Source organism: Achromobacter sp. LC458 (genome assembly GCF_001005835.2).
Classification (GTDB): domain Bacteria; phylum Pseudomonadota; class Gammaproteobacteria; order Burkholderiales; family Burkholderiaceae_B; genus Achromobacter; species Achromobacter spanius_B.
On the sequence record NZ_LBHW02000009.1, the window covers coordinates 1 to 16,358 of the forward strand.

Sequence of the window (16,358 nt, forward strand, 5' to 3'; positions counted from 1 at the left end):
GGCAGAGCATTGGTGGCATTTTCGTCGGCGTGAAGGTCGATGAAAACCTGTTCGAGGAACTCGAATCGGCGCTCATTATGGCCGATGCGGGCCTGGAGGCCACCGAGAAGCTGCTGACCGCGCTGCGTGCGCGGGTCAAGAAAGAGCGCATTGAAGACCCCGCCAAGGTCAAGACCGCACTGCGTCAGTTGCTGGCCGACCACCTGCGGCCGCTGGAGCGCGGCTTCAACCTGACCAGCGCCAAGCCGCTGGTGGTGATGATCGCCGGCGTGAACGGCGCGGGCAAAACCACGTCCATCGGCAAGCTGGCGCACACGTTCCAGCGCCAGGGCGCCAGCGTGCTGCTGGCAGCGGGCGACACCTTCCGCGCTGCCGCGCGCGAACAACTGGTGGAATGGGGCAGCCGCAACAACGTCAGCGTCATTTCGCAAGATGGCGGCGACCCGGCCGCCGTGGCCTTTGACGCCGTCAACGCCGGCCGCGCGCGCGGCATGGGCGTGGTCATGGTGGACACGGCGGGTCGCCTGCCCACGCAGCTGCACCTGATGGAAGAACTGAAAAAAATCCGCCGCGTCATCGGCAAGGCGGATGCATCGGCGCCGCACGAAGTGCTGCTGGTGGTGGACGGCAACACCGGCCAGAACGCCTTGGCCCAGATCCGCGCCTTTGATGCCGCCATCAACCTGACCGGCCTGGTCGTGACCAAGCTGGACGGCACCGCCAAGGGCGGCACGCTGGCCGCCGTGGCGGCGGGCAGCCAGGGCGTGCGTCCGATTCCGGTGTATTGGATCGGTGTGGGCGAAAGCCTGGAAGACCTGCAACCCTTCGTCGCGGACGAATTCGCGGGCGCCTTGCTGGCGGATTGACCCGGCGCTGATACGGCGGTGATACGGCAGCCGATCGCTCGCCTGCCGGACCGCAAAACGGGACGACGCCCAAGGCGCCGTCCCGTTTTATTTTCAGCTGTCCAGCTGCCCCATCGCCGGGTCGCTGATGCCGTGCTTGCCCGTTTCCATGCGGCCCGCAAAGCGCCGCTTGAATGCCGGGTAGGTGTCGCAGCCCACCGTGAAGTCGTACCACTGGCCGCTGCTGGTGACCGGCCAGCTCAGTTCGCCGACCTGTCCCGCCGCCACCGTTGCCGTCCAAGGGCCATCGTTGCGGTAGGCCATGGCTTGCACCGTGAAGACGCAGTCCTGCGTGCCATTGTTGTGCAGCTTCACCTGCACCTGGGCGTCGTCGCACGGCACGTAGCAAACCTGGATTTCGGGCTGTGCGCCGGCCGCGCGCATCAAGTCGCCCGAGAACGAACGGTGGTAGCCGTTGGGGCCCAGCACCCACAGATCGTACTGGCCGCTGTCGCCCGACACGTCCCAGACGTCATCCAGCGATTTGCCCGCTTCGACCACGTAGCGGCGCGGAATGCGGTCCAGGTGCAGCTTGTCGTACACATGAAAGACGGCTGCCGTTTGCGCACCGCTTGCGTTGGCGAACAGTAGCTGCACGCGGTTCTCGCGGGCTTGCTCGCGCGCGCTGGTGTGCAGCTCGTACGGCAGCGCGCGCGACGGGCGCGTGCCCGAGGCCTGCGGGGCCAGCGTTTGCTGCGTGGGGATGGCGATGGCCGGCTGCGCTTCCTGCCAGGTCGTCAGCCCATCGGCGTCCGTCTTGGTCGTGCGGCCCGACAGGGTCGGCAGGCGGGCGCTGTTGGGCGTCACGAAGTCCAGCGTGGTGGTCAGGTCGCCGCACACGGCACGGCGGAACGCGCTGATGTTGGGTTCCACGACGCCAAAGCGCTGTTCCAGAAAGCGCAACGCGGAGGTGTGGTCAAACACTTGCGAATTGACCCAGCCGCCCCGGCTCCACGGTGAAATCACCCACATCGGCACGCGCATCCCCGGCCCGAACGGCTTGCCGTCGGCGGTCAGCTGCTTGGGCGTGGCCGGCGGGTAGTCGAAATACTCGAACGCCATTTGCGCGTCGGTCAGCGTGGACTTGCCGGCCAGCGTGCCGTCGTCGTTGCGCGACGGCGCCGAGGGCGTCGGCATGTGGTCGAAGAAGCCGTCGTTCTCGTCGTAGGTCACCAGGAACACCGTCTTGCTCCAGACCTCGGGCGACTGTGTCAACGCGTCCAGCGCGGCCTGGATGTACCACGCGCCCTTGGCGGGGCTGGACGGGCCGGGGTGCTCGCTGTAGGCGGCCGGCGGAATGATCCACGACACTTCGGGCAGCGTGCCGTTCGCGACGTCGTCGCGCAGGCTTTGCAGGAAGCCGCCGTCGGCCATCGTGTTGCCAAAGCCCTTGGCCAGCGGGCTGTACTGGTCGTCGATGGCCGGGTTGTACGCGGGGCCGCCCTGGTTGGTGACGCGGCGGTCCGCCGGCATTTTTTCGATCTCGGCGCGCCAGTGCCGAAAGCTCATCATCTCGTTGCAGCCGAAGTTATCGGGGATGTTCTGGTAGACCTTCCAGCTGACGCCGGCCGCTTGCAGGCGGTCGGCATAGGTGGTCCACGTCCAGCCTTCGGTGGACGGGCCCACGTCGGCGCCGTCGTTCCATTCGTTCATCACCACCGACACGTTGTCGCCCGACGGGCCGTTGGTGCCGGTCCAGAAAAACAGGCGGTTCGGGATGGTGCCGGCGTGCATCGAACAGTGGTAGTTGTCGCACAGCGTGAAGGCGTCGGCCAGCGCGCGGTGGAACGGCACTTCGGCGGTCTCGTAGTAGCCCATGGACAGCGGCTGCTTGGCGCTGGGCCACTTGTTCATGCGGCCGTGGTCCCACGCAGCCTGGCAATTGGGCCACGAGTGCGGCGTGCTGCCGGCGCGTTGCGCGTTGCCCTGCGCGGCGTCCAGGTGATAGGGCAATTCCTCGGTGCCGTCGCTGCGCGTCTGGTGGAATACCGATTTGCCGTTGGCCAGCGGAATGGGAAAGCGGTCGCCAAAACCGCGCACGCCGGGGAAGGTGCCGAAGTAGCCGTCGAAGGAACGGTTTTCCAGCATCAGCATCACGACGTGCTTCACGTCCTGAATCGTGCCGGTGGCGTTGCTGGCTTCAATGGCGAGCGCCCGGCGGATGCTGGGCGGAAACATCGACAGCGCGCTGACCGCGGCGGTGGCGCCCACGGTGGTCTTGAAGAACTTTCGTTTGGATGCGTCGAACGTCATTGGCTTGTCTGTCCTGGTGATCGATGGGAAACGGGCTCAAGGCGCGCAGTGCACCGCGCACGCGGCAGGGGGCGCGGGCGGGGTGGGCGTCGTGGTGGGCGGAGCAGGAGCCGGTTCGTCAGAGTCGTTGTCGTCGCCGCCGCAAGCGGACAGCGCGAACACCAGCGACAAGGCGCATAAGGCCGCAAGGCCTCGTCTTGCATGGGCGAGCAAGGGAGATTGGGTTTCCATGGTTCGGTCGTTGTGGATGGGCTGACGGCCCGCAAGGGCCGTCGTGCCGTCACACAGGACGAATGTCGGGCGGGATGCTGCGGGCCACGAATGCGTCCGGCGCAGGGCGGCCGGGCGACAGCGATCCAGTATTGGTGTCGCGGATGTCGACAAATTGACAGCAAGCTGACCCGTTGCTGACTCTGGCCCTTTTTTTGAAACGCCTTGCTAGATGCGTGTCCAGGTGCAAGGCGCGCGGCCAATTGTCGCGAAGATGCGGTACACGGGCCGAGGCGCCGACGCACCCGTTGGGCACTGCCCCGCAACCGATTCGCGCACGCAGGGGCCACCGCGCCGACGCGCGTGGCGCAGCCGCGCGCGGCCTGGCCTAGCGCCAGAAAGGCTTGCTTTTCGCCAGGGCGTCGAAGGCCTTTTGTGCGTCCACGGCCAGCTCTTCAAGGCGCGCGCTGATCCAGCCCAGCGCGAACCAGGCTTGCGGATGCGTGGCGGTGCACGACTCGTAATAGTCCTTGGCGACGGCCAGGTCATTGATTTCGCCCAGCACGTCCTGCACGCGGGACAACAGCCTGCGATAGCCGCGCAGCTTGGCGGCTGGCAGCAGCGACTCGGCAAACGCCAGGCTGTAGCGCAGCCGCTTGCCGCGCTTGCGCAATTCATGGCGCGTGGGGATATCCAGTTTGGCGAACTGCGTGCCCTGTTCCGCCACCTTGCTGTGCCAGCGGTGCAGGCGCCGCGCCAGCTGCTTGCGCAGATGATGCGGGTCGGGTTCGGGCGCCAGCATGGGGATGATGGTCGGCTTCACGCTGGTGGCGGCCAGGCCGCCTTCCAGCCGGAGGGCCGGTTCGGGCGCGGCATCGCTGGGCGTGCCATTGGCCACGGCCTGCGCGCCCCCGGATGGCAACGCGGGCGGCACATCCAGGCTCCATTCCAGCAGCTCCAGCAGCCAGGCCTGGAATGCCTTGCCGGCGGCAATCGTCCGCGCGTCCTGTTCAGGCGGCGCGGCCTCCATCGGAATCACCGGCATGCCTGCGTGGATCAGCGCGGGCGCCACCGTTTCGTTCAGCACGTCCTGGTCGCGGTTGGCGCCAAAGGCGGCAAAGTGCGTGCGCACGCCTTGCAGCAGCGTGTCCGGCACCGGCGCGACCCAGCCGTCGAACAGCTTCCAGGCCGAGCGCAGGCGGCGCACGCCCACGCGCAGCTGGTGCACGTGTTCGGAATTGCCGGCGCGGTAGACGCCTTCGGTATCGACTTCGGCCAACACGGCGGCGTTGCGCGCGATCTGGTCCAGGCATTCGGCGGCGATGCGGCCCAGGGCTTGCGGGGCCGTCATGTCTTCGCGCAGCTTGACCGGGGCCGCGCCGCGCGGTGCCCAGAATTGCGCAATGGCTTGGGCCCGGCGCGCTTCCAGATCGTCGCCCGGGTTGGCGTCTTCAACGGCAAGCTTGTGGGCCAGTTGCGCCAGCGCGTCGCCGCGTTCGGACTTGCTGCGCGGGTCCAGCACCAGGCTGTGGCGCTGTTGCCAGCCACGCGCCACCGCAAAGATGGCGGCGGGGCGGCCCGACATCAGCTCGAATTCCAGTTCGGAAATCGGCAGCTCCAGCGCGCCCGCGCGCAGGATGCCGGTGTCGAAGGCCAGTTCGACCGTGCCGTAACGGGTGCGGACCTTGCGCAGCAGCCGCAGCACGTCGGTTTCATAGCGCAGGCCCAGTTCGCCCTTGATTGCGCCCAGCGCCTCTTCGACTTCGGTGCCGGCATAGACGGACAGGTCCAGCACGGGGCCGGGGCGGGGGTGGTTCAGTTCGATGCGCGTAATGGCATTGATGCCGGGCATCTTCAGGGTCTGCACCCAGTCCGGGCCTTCCTGACGCAGCCGGATGGCAATGCGCGCCCGCGCCAGCTCGCGTTCGGGCGTGTCGAAGTACATGGCGTGCAGACGGATGCGCGTGGCATCGCGTTGCTTGACTTCGTTCTGGACGGCCTGGCGCGTCGCGGCGGGCACGTGCAGTTTCAATTCCTGTTCCGACATGGCGGTGGGTGTCCGACGGCAAAAGCCGAGATCTTAATCAAGCAAGGGGGCGGATTTGATGACGGTTCATATTTTGGTCACATCGAGCATAGTCGCCATTCGCGGTGCACAACAAGCCACTGTTGCCGGGACAAAAGAAAAACGCCGCCTTTTTTCAAGGGCGGCGCCAAGGAGCGCTGGTCAGGGGAAACCGACAAGCGTAATCAGGAAGCAGCGCTTACAGGATGCGCTTGCGCGCCTGCGTGATGATGATTTCGGCCAGTACGACCACCACGAAGATGGCGGCCAGCACCAGCGCCACGCGATCCCACTGGAACAGGTTCAGCGCCGTATCCAGCGCCATGCCGATACCGCCCGCGCCCACCAGCCCCAGCACGGCGGACTCGCGCACGTTGATGTCCCAGCGCAGCAGCACGATAGACCAGAACGCCGGGCGGATCTGCGGCCAGTAGGCATACCAAAGCACGGACGCTTTGCTGGCCCCCGTGGCGGTAACCGCTTCGATCGGCCCGCGCTGCGCTTCCTCGATGGCTTCGCCCACCAGCTTGCCCACGAACCCGATCGAGCGGAACGCAATCGCCAGCGTGCCGGCCAAGGCGCCAGGTCCGAAGATGGCGATGAACAGCAGCGCCCATACCAGCGAATTGACCGAGCGGCTGGACACCAGGATCAATCGCGCCAGCATGTTGATGGTTTTGCTGGGCGTCAGGTTGTTGGCCGCCAGCAGGCCCACCGGCACCGCCATGAAGACGGACAGGATGGTGCCCAGGGTGGCGATGTGCAGCGTTTCGATCAGCGCGTTGTGCACGCCGTCCGGGTAGTAGGCCCAGTCGATGGGCCACATGCGGCGGAACAGGTCGGCCATCTGCTCGGGCGCGTCATACAGGAATTCCGGTATGACCTCCACGCCGCGTATGGCCTGCGCGATGGCTGCCACCACCAGCAGGTACAGCGCAAAGCGCAGCAGCCGCTGGCCCATGCTGTAGCGCTGCCACACACGCGGCGAGCCGGGCGGATTCAGGCTTGAGGCGTGGGCGTTCATTCTTCCACCTCCGCCTTGCGGGCCACCGGCGGTTTGCCGGTACCGATGCCCCGCGCGCCGGCAAAGCGGCCTTGCAGGATGCGGTCGAACCCCAGGTTGTCCAGGAATACGGCGCGCACGAAGCCCGCGATGATTTCGCCCAGCATGATGATGGCAATCAAGGTCAGCAGGATGGCGCTGACGAAGTCGTAGTCAAAGCGCTGGAACGCCGAGAACAGCGTGCCGCCCACGCCGCCCGCGCCCACGATGCCCACCATGGTGGAGTTGCGCAGGTTTGAGTCGAACTGGTAGGTGGCAAAGCCGATAAAGCGCGCGAATACCTGCGGCAGCACGCCAAAGATGATCACGTTGGCGAACGATGCGCCGCTGGCGCGCACCGCTTCCACCTGCTTTAGCGAGATCTCTTCGATGGCCTCGGTGAACAGCTTGCCGATGAAACCGATGGACGCCACCGTCAACGCCAGGATGCCCGCCAGCGCGCCAAAGCCCACGGCCTTCACGAACAGGATGGCGACGATGACCGGGTGCAGCGCGCGGCACAGGGCCACCAGCGAACGCGCGGGCCAGGACACCCAGGCGGGCATCATGTTGCGCGCGCCAAGCAGGCCCACGGGCAGGGCGAACAGAATGCCCAGCACCGAGGCCAGCACGGCAATTTCCAGGCTTTCGGCGATGCCCTTCCACAAGGTGGCGGGCTTTTCGAAATTGGGCGGAAACATGCGCGAAAGAAACGTCGACGCGTGTCCCATGCCGGTTTCAAAGCGCGCCCAGCTGAAATCCAGTTGCGCGCCCGCATAGAGGGTGTAGATCACCAGCAACACCAGGCCCGCCTTGGCGCGCCCGGACATGGCAAAGGGGCGGCCGCCCCGGGGGTGCGTCATTCCAGCCAAGACTCGCCTCCGTAGATGGTCTTGAGCATGGTGGCGTCCAGCCCCTGGCCGTCGCCGTCGTAGACCACGTGCCCGCCGGACATGCCGACGATGCGCGTGGCGTAGCGGCGCGCCAGTTCCACGTCGTGGATGTTGACGATGACGGGGATGCCGGTGGCGCTGCCCTGGTCGGACAGCAATTCCATGATTTCAACGGAGGTCTTCGGGTCCAGCGACGAGGTCGGCTCGTCGGCCAGCAGCAGCTGCGGGCGCTGCATCAGGGCGCGGGCAATGCCCACGCGCTGGCGCTGGCCGCCCGACAGGGCATCGGCGCGCTGGTCGGCAAAACCGGCCAGCCCAACGGTATCGAGCAGCTTGTAGGCGTGCTCGATGTCTTCGGGCTCAAAGCGGCGCATCCAGGCCTTGAGCGCCGAGGTATAGCCCAGCCGGCCAGTCAGCAGGTTTTCCATCACGGTCAGGCGTTCGACCAGGTTGTATTCCTGGAACACCATGCCGATGCGCCGACGGGCGCGGCGCAGCGACGCGCCACGCACGCGGGCCAGGTCCACGGCGCCTTCCTTGGACTGCAACACGATCTCGCCCTGGGTGGGTTCGATCAGCCGGTTGATGCAACGCAGAAGCGTGCTTTTGCCGGTGCCGGAAGGGCCGATGATGGCGGTCAGGCCTTGGCCGGCGATTTCAAGGTTGATGCCATTGAGAACCGGCCGGCCGGCCCGGTATTCCTTGACCAGGCCGGAAATGCGTAGCGACGTCGTCATGCTGGATTACTTCTTGCTCTTGGCGGATTCGCGGTCGTAGGCGGCGCGGTTGAAGCTTTCGCCACCCGATTCAGCCACCTGGCGGACGATGGCCCAGTCCTTCTGGTAGGTCACCGGATAGAAGCGGTCGGCGCCATCGAAGGCCTTGGACATTTCCGCGGGGAAGCGGTAGTCGTAGAAGCACTTGAGCATCTGGTCGCGGAACTTGGGCTCCAGGTCATGCGCGTAGGCGAACGACGAAGTCGGGAATTTTTCGCTACGGTAGATGACGCGGAAGTCGGCTTCCTTGACCTGGCCGCGTTCAACCATGCGCTTGAACACGTCCGACGCCACGGCGGCGGCGTCGTAGTCGCCGGAATTGACGCCCATGACGGACTGGTCGTGCTTGCCCGAGAAGATCACCTTGTAATCCTTGTCCGGGGTCAGGCCTTCCTTGGGAAACAGGGCCACGGGCGCCATGTGGCCCGAGTTCGACGACGGCGCGGTGTGAGCCAGCTTCTTGCCCTTCAGGTCCGTCAGCTTCTGGTAGGGGCTGTCTTTTTTGACGATGACGATCAGGTTGTAGCCCTGGAAGCCGTCGGCATAGCCTTTGACGGCAAACGGCACCGCGCCGGCAATGTTCACGGCGAAGGCGGTGGGGCCGGTCGAAAAGCCGCCCACGTGCAGGCGACCCGAGCGCATGGCTTCGATTTCAGCGGCGTTGCTTTGCACCTGATAGAACACAACGCGCTTGCCCGTGCATTCGGACAGGTGCTTGGTGAAGGGCTTGAAAATGTCTTCGTACACCGCCGGGTCTTCCACGGGGGTGTAGGTGAACACCAGGGTCGACGGTGTCTTCAGCTTGGAGGCGTCGGAGGGTGTGTCCGCCACCAGATCCTTGTTGGCGTCGCAGTACATCTGGTCCAGATCGCCACGGTTCGAGCAGGTGTCGGCGGCGTTGGCGGCGGAACCGCCAACGGCGAACGCGGCCAGGGCGGCCGCTTGCATTAGACGCATCGCGTGCATGGTTTTGTCTCCTCTTTGGGATGAATTTGAATATTTGCTGAATTCAAACACACAAGAGGGGACAGGCACACCTGGGAAAGTCCCTGCCTTTCTTTTCGGGATTTGTTCGAATTGTTCGCTTTATGTTCGTTTGTTTGCGAACGCAGGCAGGGGGATCAGCCCCGATAGCCCAGCTTGCGCGAGATCTCGTGCGCGCAGGCCAAAAGCGGTTTGGCAATCGTGCCGTCCCACGACACATCGAACAGCCCCGTCGGGCCCAGGCTGGTCAGTGCCAGCACGATGTTGCCGGTGTTGTCGAACACCGGCACCGACAGCGCATCCACGCCCGGCAGCGGGTTGCCCAGCGCGCGCGCCATGCCGTGCACGCGGATGTCGGCCAGCTGGGCTTCGATATTGGCGCGCGACGCCTTGCGCGGCGGCGGCACGCTGGCGATGACGGCGGTGTCGCCTTCTTCGCGCGCGATGTAGTGTTCGCTGACCTTGGGCGGCAGCCACGCCGCGAACACCAGCCCCGTGGCGGTGTGCAGCATGGACATCACCGTGCCCTTGCGCATGTTCACGTGCACCGGGTAGCTGGCTTCGGTCATGTGGATCATCGTGGGGCCGTGCGAGCCCAGCACGGCAATGCCCAGCGTGTGGCCGATGTCCGATTGCAGCTTGGCGATCTCCGGCATGGCGATGCGCACCGGGTCCAGCCGTTGCAGGCTGACCAGCCCCATCTGCAAGGCGAAGGGGCCAAGCTCGTACTGGCCGGTAACGGCATCCTGCTGCACCAGCCCCACGCGGATGAAGCTGACCAGATAGGGGTGCGCCTTGGCGGACGTCATGCCGGCGCCCGCCGCCAGGTCGCGCAGGGTCAGCGGCTTGCCGGCGTCGACCAGGGCGGACAACAACGGCACGCCCACTTCGATGGACTGGATGCTGCGGCGGCCATCATTGGCGGGCGCGGCGGGGGTCTTGGAGGTGGCCACGGTGTGTCTGCCCTTATGCCGATCGGGCTGGGGATGATGGCGCGGCCTGCGGTTGCTGGCGCGCCGCCAACAGTCGGTTGGCCATTTCGACGAACCCGGCGCCGCCGTGATAGGCGGCCACGAACGCGGGGCGGTCCTTCAAGCGGTGCAATTGCGCCTGGATGTTCGCCACGCCCACCGAAATCGGAAAGTACGCAAACATGGGCTCGTCGTTGGGCGAATCGCCGATGAACAGCGTGCTGTCCAGCGCGTCGGCCACGTCCTGGCCGAATTCCCGCTGGAACATCGTGCGCGTCATGGTCAGCTTGTCGTAGTCGCCAAACCAGCCGTTCACGTGGATCGAGCTGACCTTGGCATGCGCCCCGGCGTCCTGGAAGATCTGGACGATCTTGCTGACGGCCGAATCGGGCAGGGCGGGCACGTCTTCGCAGAAATCGATGGCCAGGTCGGCCACGCGGTAGTCCTGGTCGCTGGCCACCGCGCAGCCCGGCACCTCGGCCAGCACGCGGTCGCGGATGGCATCCAGGCGCTTGCGGCTGGCCTGGCGCGAGGCGGCGTCCGTCCAGTAGTGGGTCGTCATGCGGCGGGCCTGGCGGTCATACGCGTAGTAGAACGCGCCGTTTTCCCCCACCACGGCGCGCACCGGCCACATGCGCGCGATATGGTCACACCAGCCGGCCGGGCGGCCGGTGATGGGCACTACCTGGATACCAGCCGCCTCCAGGCGTTCCAGCGCGGCGTAGGCGTCGGCCGGCAGGCGGCCTTCGGTGGTCAGCGTGTCGTCGATGTCGGTCAGGACGACGCGAACCGCCGCCGCCACGGTCAAAGGCATGGCCGCAAGGGCTTGCATGAGGTTTTTCCTTCGAGTTTTAAGGGGGATCTCCGGGCGAAAGTTTAACCGTATGACCCCCGCCGAACGGGCTTCTTGCAGACCAATAGGGGTTCTAGGCCCAGGGGCGGTAAAATCCGGGCTTTCCCGCCTGGTTTGCGTGCCCGCCATGTCCGTCCAGTTGTCCTCTTTGCCCGGCTCCGAGCCGGAATCCTTCGGTATCGCTTCGGTTGCCGAGATCATCGCCGAGCTTCGCGCCGGCCGCATCGTCATCCTGGTTGACGAAGAAGACCGTGAAAACGAGGGCGACCTTGTCATGGCCGCCGAATTCGTCACGCCCGAAGCCATCAACTTCATGGTGACCCACGGCCGCGGCCTGGTCTGCCTGACCCTGACCGAAGAACGCTGCCGCCAGCTGGAGCTGCCCATGATGGCGGCCCGCAACGGCACGCGCTACGGCACGAACTTCACACAGTCCATCGAAGCCGCCGAAGGCGTTGAAACCGGTATTTCGGCCGCCGACCGCGCCCGCACCATCCAGGTGGCGGTGGCGCGCGATGCCAAGCCGTCCGACCTGGTCCAGCCCGGCCACATCTTCCCGGTGCGCGCGGTGCCCGGCGGCGTGCTGGTGCGCGCCGGCCACACCGAAGCCGGTTGCGACCTGACTGCCATGGCCGGCCTGACGCCCGCCGCCGTCATCTGCGAAATCTTGAAGCCCGACGGCACCATGGCCCGCTTGCCGGACCTGGTGGAATTTGCCCGCCAGCACAACCTGAAGATCGGCACCATCGCCGACCTGATCCAGTACCGCAGCGAACACGAATCCATCGTCAAGCGCGTGGGCAAGCGGCCCATGCAGACGGCCTGGGGCACCTTCGAGGCCGTGGCCTACGAAGACGCCGCCACCGGCTCCGCCCACTTGGCGCTGGTGCATGGTAACGTTTCTCCCGACGTCGAAACGCTGGTGCGCGTGCATGAACCGGCTTCCGTGCTGGACGTGCTGGACACCGGCGCCAGCCCGCATAGCTGGGGCGTGGCGAAGGCCCTGGAAGCCATTGCCGCCGCGCCGGCCGGCGTGCTGGTGCTGATGAACTGCCAGTCGTCCACGGAACACCTGTTTGGCCAGATTGCTGGCTGGAGCGACCCCAAGGCCCAGGCCGACGCCGCCGCCAGCACCGACCGCTTCGGCTTGCGCACTTATGGCATCGGCGCGCAGATCCTGCGTGACCTGAATGTTGGCCAGATGAGGCTCCTGGCCCGGCCCCGCAAGATGCCCAGCATGGCGGGCTTCTCCCTGACCATTACGGGTTACGATTGCGACCCGCAGAATACTCCCGCAACACTTAAGGCCGACACATGAACCCTTACATCCTTACCCCCGACCTGAACGGCGAAGGGCTGCACATCGGCATCGTTCGCGCTCGCTTCAACGAAGAAATCGGTCAGGCCGAACTCGAAGCGTGCCTGAAGGAATTGGCCGAATTGGGCGTGGACGAACGCGACGTGATGGTCACCACCGTCCCGGGCGCCCTGGAACTGGGCGTGGCCCTGTCCCACATGGCCGAAACGTTTGAATTCGACGCTTTGATCGCGCTTGGCGCCGTCATCCGTGGCGAGACCTATCACTTTGAAGTGGTCAGCAATGAAACGGCCACTGCAATCACCCGTATCTCCCTGGAAACCGGCATCCCCGTCGCAAACGGCGTCTTGACCGTCGACACCGACGAGCAGGCGCAAGCCCGCGCCGCCGGCAAGGGCCGCGATTGCGCCCAGGTGGCCGTTGAAATGGCCAACCTGGTGGCGGCGCTGGAACCCGAGGAAGAAGACGAAGACGAAGACGACGAGGACGAAGATTTTGACGACGAAGAAGACGACGACCAGCGCTGATAGCGCGGCGCAAGCCCGCGCCAACGCGCGCAGCGCACGCCGCCGTGCACGCGAATTCGCGCTGCAAGGCGTTTACGCGTGGCTGCTGCGCGGCGGCGAAGGCACGCAGGACGCCGGCGAGATCGACGCCCATCTGCGCGACACCGAGGATTTTTCCGAGGCCGACGCGCAATGGTTCAAGACCTTGCTGCATGGTGTCCTGCGCGAAGCCCCGGCGCTGCGCGAGCGTTTCACGCCTTATGTCGACCGCCCGCTGGCCGAGTTGTCGCCCGTTGAGCACGGCATCCTGTTGATCGGCAGCTTCGAACTGATTCATCATGTCGAAGTGCCGTACAAGGTTGCCATCAACGAAGCCGTTGAACTGGCAAAGTCGTTCGGCGGTACCGACGGCTTCAAGTTCGTCAACGGCGTGCTCGACAAACTGGCTGCCGACGTGCGCGCCAACGAGGTCCAGGCGGCGGCGCAGCAGCGACGCTGACCCCGCCTGATGGCCTCTTAAGGGGTCAGGCGCGGGCTGCCCTGCGCGCATCGTTGTACGGTGCGCCAGGCGTGGTCCGCGCCTGACCCCTTTCTTATGTGTTTTCCAGCCGGCCGCCGGCCGGCGCATCGGAGTTGCCGTGGCGTCCGAATTTGACTTGATCGCGCGCTATTTCACCCGCACCGCGCCTGCGGGTTTGTTGGGCGTGGGCGATGACTGCGCGTTGTTTCCCGTGCCGCCCGGCGAGCAGGTCGCCACCAGCACCGACCTGCTGCTGGAAGGCCGGCATTTCTTTTCCAACGTGGACCCGCGCGCCCTGGGCCACAAGGCGCTGGCCGTGAACCTGTCCGACCTGGCCGCCATGGGCGCGCGCCCGATTGGGTGCGTGCTGGGCCTGGCCCTGCCGCGCCTGGACGAACCCTGGCTGGCTGCTTTCGCGGATGGTTTCCATGCACTGGCCGATGCCCACGGCTGCCCGCTCATCGGTGGCGACACCACCCGCAGCGCGCACGATCTGGCCATCAGCGTGACGGTGTTCGGCGCGGTGCCCGCCGGGCAGGCATTGCGGCGTGACGGCGCGCAGGCGGGCGACGATATCTGGGTGTCGGGCGAACTGGGCGCGGCGGATGTGGCCTACCGATTGCTGGACGGCCAGTATCCCGCCAACGACGCCTTGCTGACCGCAACCCGCCCCGCGCTGGAATGGCCGCAACCGCAGGTCCCGCTGGGCTTGGCACTGCGCGGCATTGCCCACGCCGCCATCGATCTGTCGGACGGCTTGCTGCAAGACCTGGGGCACATCCTGGCCGCCAGCCGCCTGGGCGCCAACCTGGAATACGCCCGCATGCCGGTGGCTGCCGCCTTGGCGGCGCTGGACGATGCGCCGCGTCGCCGCGCCGTATTGGGCGGGGGCGACGTCTATCAGCTGTGCTTTACCGCGCCCGCCGCGCGGCGCGAGGCCGTGCAACAGGCCGCCGATCAGGCGCAAGCGCGGGTGACGCGCGTTGGCCACACACTGGCCCAACCCGGGCTGCGCGTGTTGGATGCGCAAGGTCAGCCGCTGGCCGACCTGCCCGCCGGCTTCGATCATTTTCCGGCGGCTTGAATGTGAATAGCCGATTCCGGTTTCCGTTTTCCTCCTCCTCTTTCAAGCGGCCCAGGCACCATGTCCTCTTCCGATAAGTCCTCCCCGTCCATGCGCGAACGCTCGCGGGCTGCGTATCCCACGCTTGGGTGGGTGTGCCGTGACCCTGGCCGCCTGATCGCCTTTGGCCTGGGCAGCGGCCTGATCCGGCCGGCCTCGGGCACGTGGGGCACGCTACTTGCTTGGGGCATCTGGGTTGCCGCCGCGCCCGCGGCATCCGACCTGGCGATTGGCGTGTTCCTGGCGTTGGCCTTTCTGTATGGCTGCTGGGCCTGCCATCGCGTAGGCCGTGAACTTGGGCAGGCCGATCATGTCGGAATGGTCTGGGACGAGATGGTGGCGTTTTGGCTGGTGCTGTGGCTGACGCCGGCGGGTTGGTTGTCGCAGTTGTTGGCGTTTGCGTTGTTTCGCACGTTCGACATCGTCAAGCCGCCGCCCATCAAGTTCTTCGACGCCCATATCAAGGGTGGCTTTGGCGTCATGTGGGACGATATCGTCGCGGCCGGCTATGCCCTGTTGGTCATGGTGCTGGTCGCGCGCACAGGAGTCTTGGGATGAGCGAACTGCAAGGAAATACCCGTTCGAATCTGTCGGCGGCGCAGTTGTCGGAAGCCACACTGGCCGGCTTGGCCGAGCGGCTGGGCGACGCAATGCGGCGCCATGGCTGGATGCTGGGCACGGCGGAATCGTGCACCGGTGGGCTGTTGGCAGGCGCGATGACGTCGGTGGCGGGTTCCAGCGATTGGTTCGAACGCGGCTTCGTCACCTACAGCAACGATGCCAAGGTGACCGAGCTGGACGTCTCGCCCGACGCGCTGCATCACTTTGGCGCGGTCAGCGAACCCGTGGCGCTTGAGATGGCCAACGGCGTGTTGCTGGTTGCGCCCGCCGCGCACGTGGCCGTGTCCACGACAGGCATTGCGGGGCCGGGGGGCGCCACGCCGGGCAAGCCGGTGGGCATGGTGTCGTTTGGGTTTGCGATGCGGGTGGGCGACGGCATCACCAGCCGCGCCGCCACCCACGTGTTTCCTGGCGACCGTACGCAAGTGCGTCAGGCCGCCGTGGAGTTTGCGTTACGCGGCTTGCTGGAATTCGTGGGGGCTGATCAGGAAATCAACGCACTGCGTTGATGGCGTCCCTCAGGCCCTTGGCGGCCTGGCCGGCGGCTTCGCGCCAGTCGTCGCCGCCGCTGGCGTAGATGATGGCGCGCGATGAGTTGATCATCATGCCGCTGCGCGCCGCGTTGGCGCCAGCGTTCACCGTGGCGGTAATGTCGCCGCCTTGCGCGCCGATGCCCGGCACCAGCAGGGGCAGGGCGTCGCCAATGCGCTGACGCACCGCCGCCAATTCGTTCGGGAACGTGGCGCCCACCACCAGGCCGCATTGCCCGTTGGCGTTCCACTTGTCGGCAACCAGACCGGCAACGTGCAGGTACAGCGGTTCGCCGTTATCCATCTTCAAGAATTGCAGGTCCGAACCGCCCGGGTTGGACGTGCGGCACAACACGATCACGCCACGGTCGCGCCACGCCAGGTAGGGCTCGACGGAATCCAGCCCCATGTACGGGCTGACCGTCAGCGCGTGCGCCTGGTAGCGTTCGTACGCCTCACGCGCATAGTTCTCGGCGGTGGAACCGATGTCGCCACGCTTGGCGTCCAGCACGATCGGCAGGTCGGGATGCTTGTCGCGGATGTGCTGGCACAGCGCTTCCAATTGGTCTTCGGCGCGGTGCGCGGCAAAGTACGCAATCTGCGGCTTGAAGCTGCAAGCGTACGGCGCGGTGGCATCGACGATGTCGCGGCAGAACTGGAAGATGGCGTCCGGCTTGTCCTGCAATTCGCGCGGAAAGCGTTGGGGGTCGGGGTCCAGGCCCACTTGCAGAAGCGAGTTGCTGGTGGTCCAGGCGTGTTCGAGTTTTTGCAGGAAATTCATGGGGAGT

At 66.1% G+C, this 16,358-nt stretch carries 17 protein-coding genes; 7 read left to right on the forward strand and 10 right to left on the reverse strand.

Annotated features, from left to right (window positions below; all coding sequences use genetic code 11):
* Window positions 1-866: signal recognition particle-docking protein FtsY (gene ftsY / locus YH64_RS09860; RefSeq protein WP_143215318.1), on the forward strand; the 866-nt coding region annotated here is incomplete at its 5' end.
* Between the two features lie 93 nt (window positions 867-959).
* Here ftsY and YH64_RS09865 read toward each other — a convergent pair.
* The 9 genes from YH64_RS09865 to YH64_RS09905 form a co-directional block, all read right to left on the reverse strand.
* The gene (locus tag YH64_RS09865) at window positions 960-3,158 is read right to left on the reverse strand and encodes a phosphocholine-specific phospholipase C (protein ID WP_046803761.1); all 2,199 of its coding nucleotides are present in this window, start codon (window positions 3,156-3,158) and stop codon (window positions 960-962) included.
* A gap of 36 nt (window positions 3,159-3,194) precedes the next feature.
* Window positions 3,195-3,389: a hypothetical protein gene (locus YH64_RS09870; RefSeq protein WP_104141982.1), complete on the reverse strand. Its 195-nt coding sequence runs from the start codon at window positions 3,387-3,389 to the stop codon at window positions 3,195-3,197.
* Between the two features lie 367 nt (window positions 3,390-3,756).
* Window positions 3,757-5,415 (reverse strand): CYTH and CHAD domain-containing protein, encoded by a 1,659-nt coding sequence (locus tag YH64_RS09875; protein ID WP_046803762.1) that lies wholly within the window; start codon window positions 5,413-5,415, stop codon window positions 3,757-3,759.
* Between the two features lie 217 nt (window positions 5,416-5,632).
* A complete protein-coding gene (phnE, locus tag YH64_RS09880; RefSeq protein WP_046803763.1) occupies window positions 5,633-6,457 on the reverse strand; it encodes a phosphonate ABC transporter, permease protein PhnE in 825 nt (274 codons plus the stop codon).
* Entirely contained in the window at window positions 6,454-7,338 is an 885-nt protein-coding gene (gene phnE, locus YH64_RS09885) for a phosphonate ABC transporter, permease protein PhnE (protein WP_143215319.1), read from the reverse strand. The genes phnE (YH64_RS09880) and phnE (YH64_RS09885) overlap by 4 nt, the downstream gene beginning before the upstream one ends.
* Entirely contained in the window at window positions 7,335-8,105 is a 771-nt protein-coding gene (gene phnC / locus YH64_RS09890; protein WP_046803765.1) for a phosphonate ABC transporter ATP-binding protein, read from the reverse strand. Before phnC ends, phnE (YH64_RS09885) begins: the two co-directional genes overlap by 4 nt.
* A gap of 6 nt (window positions 8,106-8,111) precedes the next feature.
* Window positions 8,112-9,110 carry a phosphate/phosphite/phosphonate ABC transporter substrate-binding protein gene (phnD, locus tag YH64_RS09895; RefSeq protein ID WP_046803766.1) on the reverse strand — a complete coding sequence of 333 codons (999 nt, stop codon included), beginning with the start codon at window positions 9,108-9,110 and terminating at the stop codon, window positions 8,112-8,114.
* Between the two features lie 155 nt (window positions 9,111-9,265).
* Window positions 9,266-10,081 carry an IclR family transcriptional regulator gene (locus YH64_RS09900; RefSeq protein WP_046803767.1) on the reverse strand — a complete coding sequence of 272 codons (816 nt, stop codon included), beginning with the start codon at window positions 10,079-10,081 and terminating at the stop codon, window positions 9,266-9,268.
* A 13-nt stretch (window positions 10,082-10,094) separates the two neighbouring features.
* A complete protein-coding gene (locus YH64_RS09905; protein ID WP_046803768.1) occupies window positions 10,095-10,931 on the reverse strand; it encodes an HAD-IIB family hydrolase in 837 nt (278 codons plus the stop codon).
* A 148-nt stretch (window positions 10,932-11,079) separates the two neighbouring features.
* Between YH64_RS09905 and ribBA the strand changes: the two genes are divergently transcribed.
* From ribBA to YH64_RS09935, 6 genes are all read left to right on the forward strand, one after another.
* Window positions 11,080-12,270, forward strand: a complete 1,191-nt coding sequence (gene ribBA, locus YH64_RS09910; RefSeq protein WP_046803769.1) for a bifunctional 3,4-dihydroxy-2-butanone-4-phosphate synthase/GTP cyclohydrolase II — start codon at window positions 11,080-11,082, stop codon at window positions 12,268-12,270.
* On the forward strand, window positions 12,267-12,797 hold the full coding sequence (gene ribH, locus YH64_RS09915) for a 6,7-dimethyl-8-ribityllumazine synthase (RefSeq protein WP_046803770.1): 531 nt from the start codon (window positions 12,267-12,269) through the stop codon (window positions 12,795-12,797). The genes ribBA and ribH overlap by 4 nt, the downstream gene beginning before the upstream one ends.
* Window positions 12,766-13,275: a transcription antitermination factor NusB gene (gene nusB, locus YH64_RS09920; protein ID WP_006227614.1), complete on the forward strand. Its 510-nt coding sequence runs from the start codon at window positions 12,766-12,768 to the stop codon at window positions 13,273-13,275. Before ribH ends, nusB begins: the two co-directional genes overlap by 32 nt.
* A gap of 139 nt (window positions 13,276-13,414) precedes the next feature.
* The gene (gene thiL / locus YH64_RS09925; protein WP_046803771.1) at window positions 13,415-14,380 is read left to right on the forward strand and encodes a thiamine-phosphate kinase; all 966 of its coding nucleotides are present in this window, start codon (window positions 13,415-13,417) and stop codon (window positions 14,378-14,380) included.
* Window positions 14,381-14,470: 90 nt separating this feature from the next.
* Window positions 14,471-14,977, forward strand: coding sequence for a phosphatidylglycerophosphatase A (locus YH64_RS09930; protein WP_046803772.1), 507 nt, complete (start codon window positions 14,471-14,473; stop codon window positions 14,975-14,977).
* Window positions 14,974-15,549 (forward strand): CinA family protein, encoded by a 576-nt coding sequence (locus YH64_RS09935; RefSeq protein ID WP_046803773.1) that lies wholly within the window; start codon window positions 14,974-14,976, stop codon window positions 15,547-15,549. Before YH64_RS09930 ends, YH64_RS09935 begins: the two co-directional genes overlap by 4 nt.
* Here the strand turns inward: YH64_RS09935 and pyrF are convergent.
* A complete protein-coding gene (pyrF, locus tag YH64_RS09940) occupies window positions 15,533-16,351 on the reverse strand; it encodes an orotidine-5'-phosphate decarboxylase (protein ID WP_006221642.1) in 819 nt (272 codons plus the stop codon). The two genes, YH64_RS09935 and pyrF, sit on opposite strands and share 17 nt — an antisense overlap.
* Window positions 16,352-16,358 lie beyond the last annotated feature (7 nt).

Excerpts from the sequence above, each read along its gene's own strand:
- YH64_RS09865 (WP_046803761.1), bottom strand. The coding sequence starts at position 3,158 with ATGACGTTCGACGCATCCAAACGAAAGTTCTTCAAGACCACCGTGGGC.
- YH64_RS09870 (WP_104141982.1), bottom strand. The coding sequence starts at position 3,389 with ATGGAAACCCAATCTCCCTTGCTCGCCCATGCAAGACGAGGCCTTGCG.
- YH64_RS09875 (WP_046803762.1), bottom strand. The coding sequence starts at position 5,415 with ATGTCGGAACAGGAATTGAAACTGCACGTGCCCGCCGCGACGCGCCAG.
- phnE (WP_046803763.1), bottom strand. The coding sequence starts at position 6,457 with ATGAACGCCCACGCCTCAAGCCTGAATCCGCCCGGCTCGCCGCGTGTG.
- phnE (WP_143215319.1), bottom strand. The coding sequence starts at position 7,338 with ATGACGCACCCCCGGGGCGGCCGCCCCTTTGCCATGTCCGGGCGCGCC.
- phnC (WP_046803765.1), bottom strand. The coding sequence starts at position 8,105 with ATGACGACGTCGCTACGCATTTCCGGCCTGGTCAAGGAATACCGGGCC.
- phnD (WP_046803766.1), bottom strand. The coding sequence starts at position 9,110 with ATGCACGCGATGCGTCTAATGCAAGCGGCCGCCCTGGCCGCGTTCGCC.
- YH64_RS09905 (WP_046803768.1), bottom strand. The coding sequence starts at position 10,931 with ATGCAAGCCCTTGCGGCCATGCCTTTGACCGTGGCGGCGGCGGTTCGC.
- ribBA (WP_046803769.1), top strand. The coding sequence starts at position 11,080 with ATGTCCGTCCAGTTGTCCTCTTTGCCCGGCTCCGAGCCGGAATCCTTC.
- ribH (WP_046803770.1), top strand. The coding sequence starts at position 12,267 with ATGAACCCTTACATCCTTACCCCCGACCTGAACGGCGAAGGGCTGCAC.
- YH64_RS09930 (WP_046803772.1), top strand. The coding sequence starts at position 14,471 with ATGCGCGAACGCTCGCGGGCTGCGTATCCCACGCTTGGGTGGGTGTGC.
- YH64_RS09935 (WP_046803773.1), top strand. The coding sequence starts at position 14,974 with ATGAGCGAACTGCAAGGAAATACCCGTTCGAATCTGTCGGCGGCGCAG.
- pyrF (WP_006221642.1), bottom strand. The coding sequence starts at position 16,351 with ATGAATTTCCTGCAAAAACTCGAACACGCCTGGACCACCAGCAACTCG.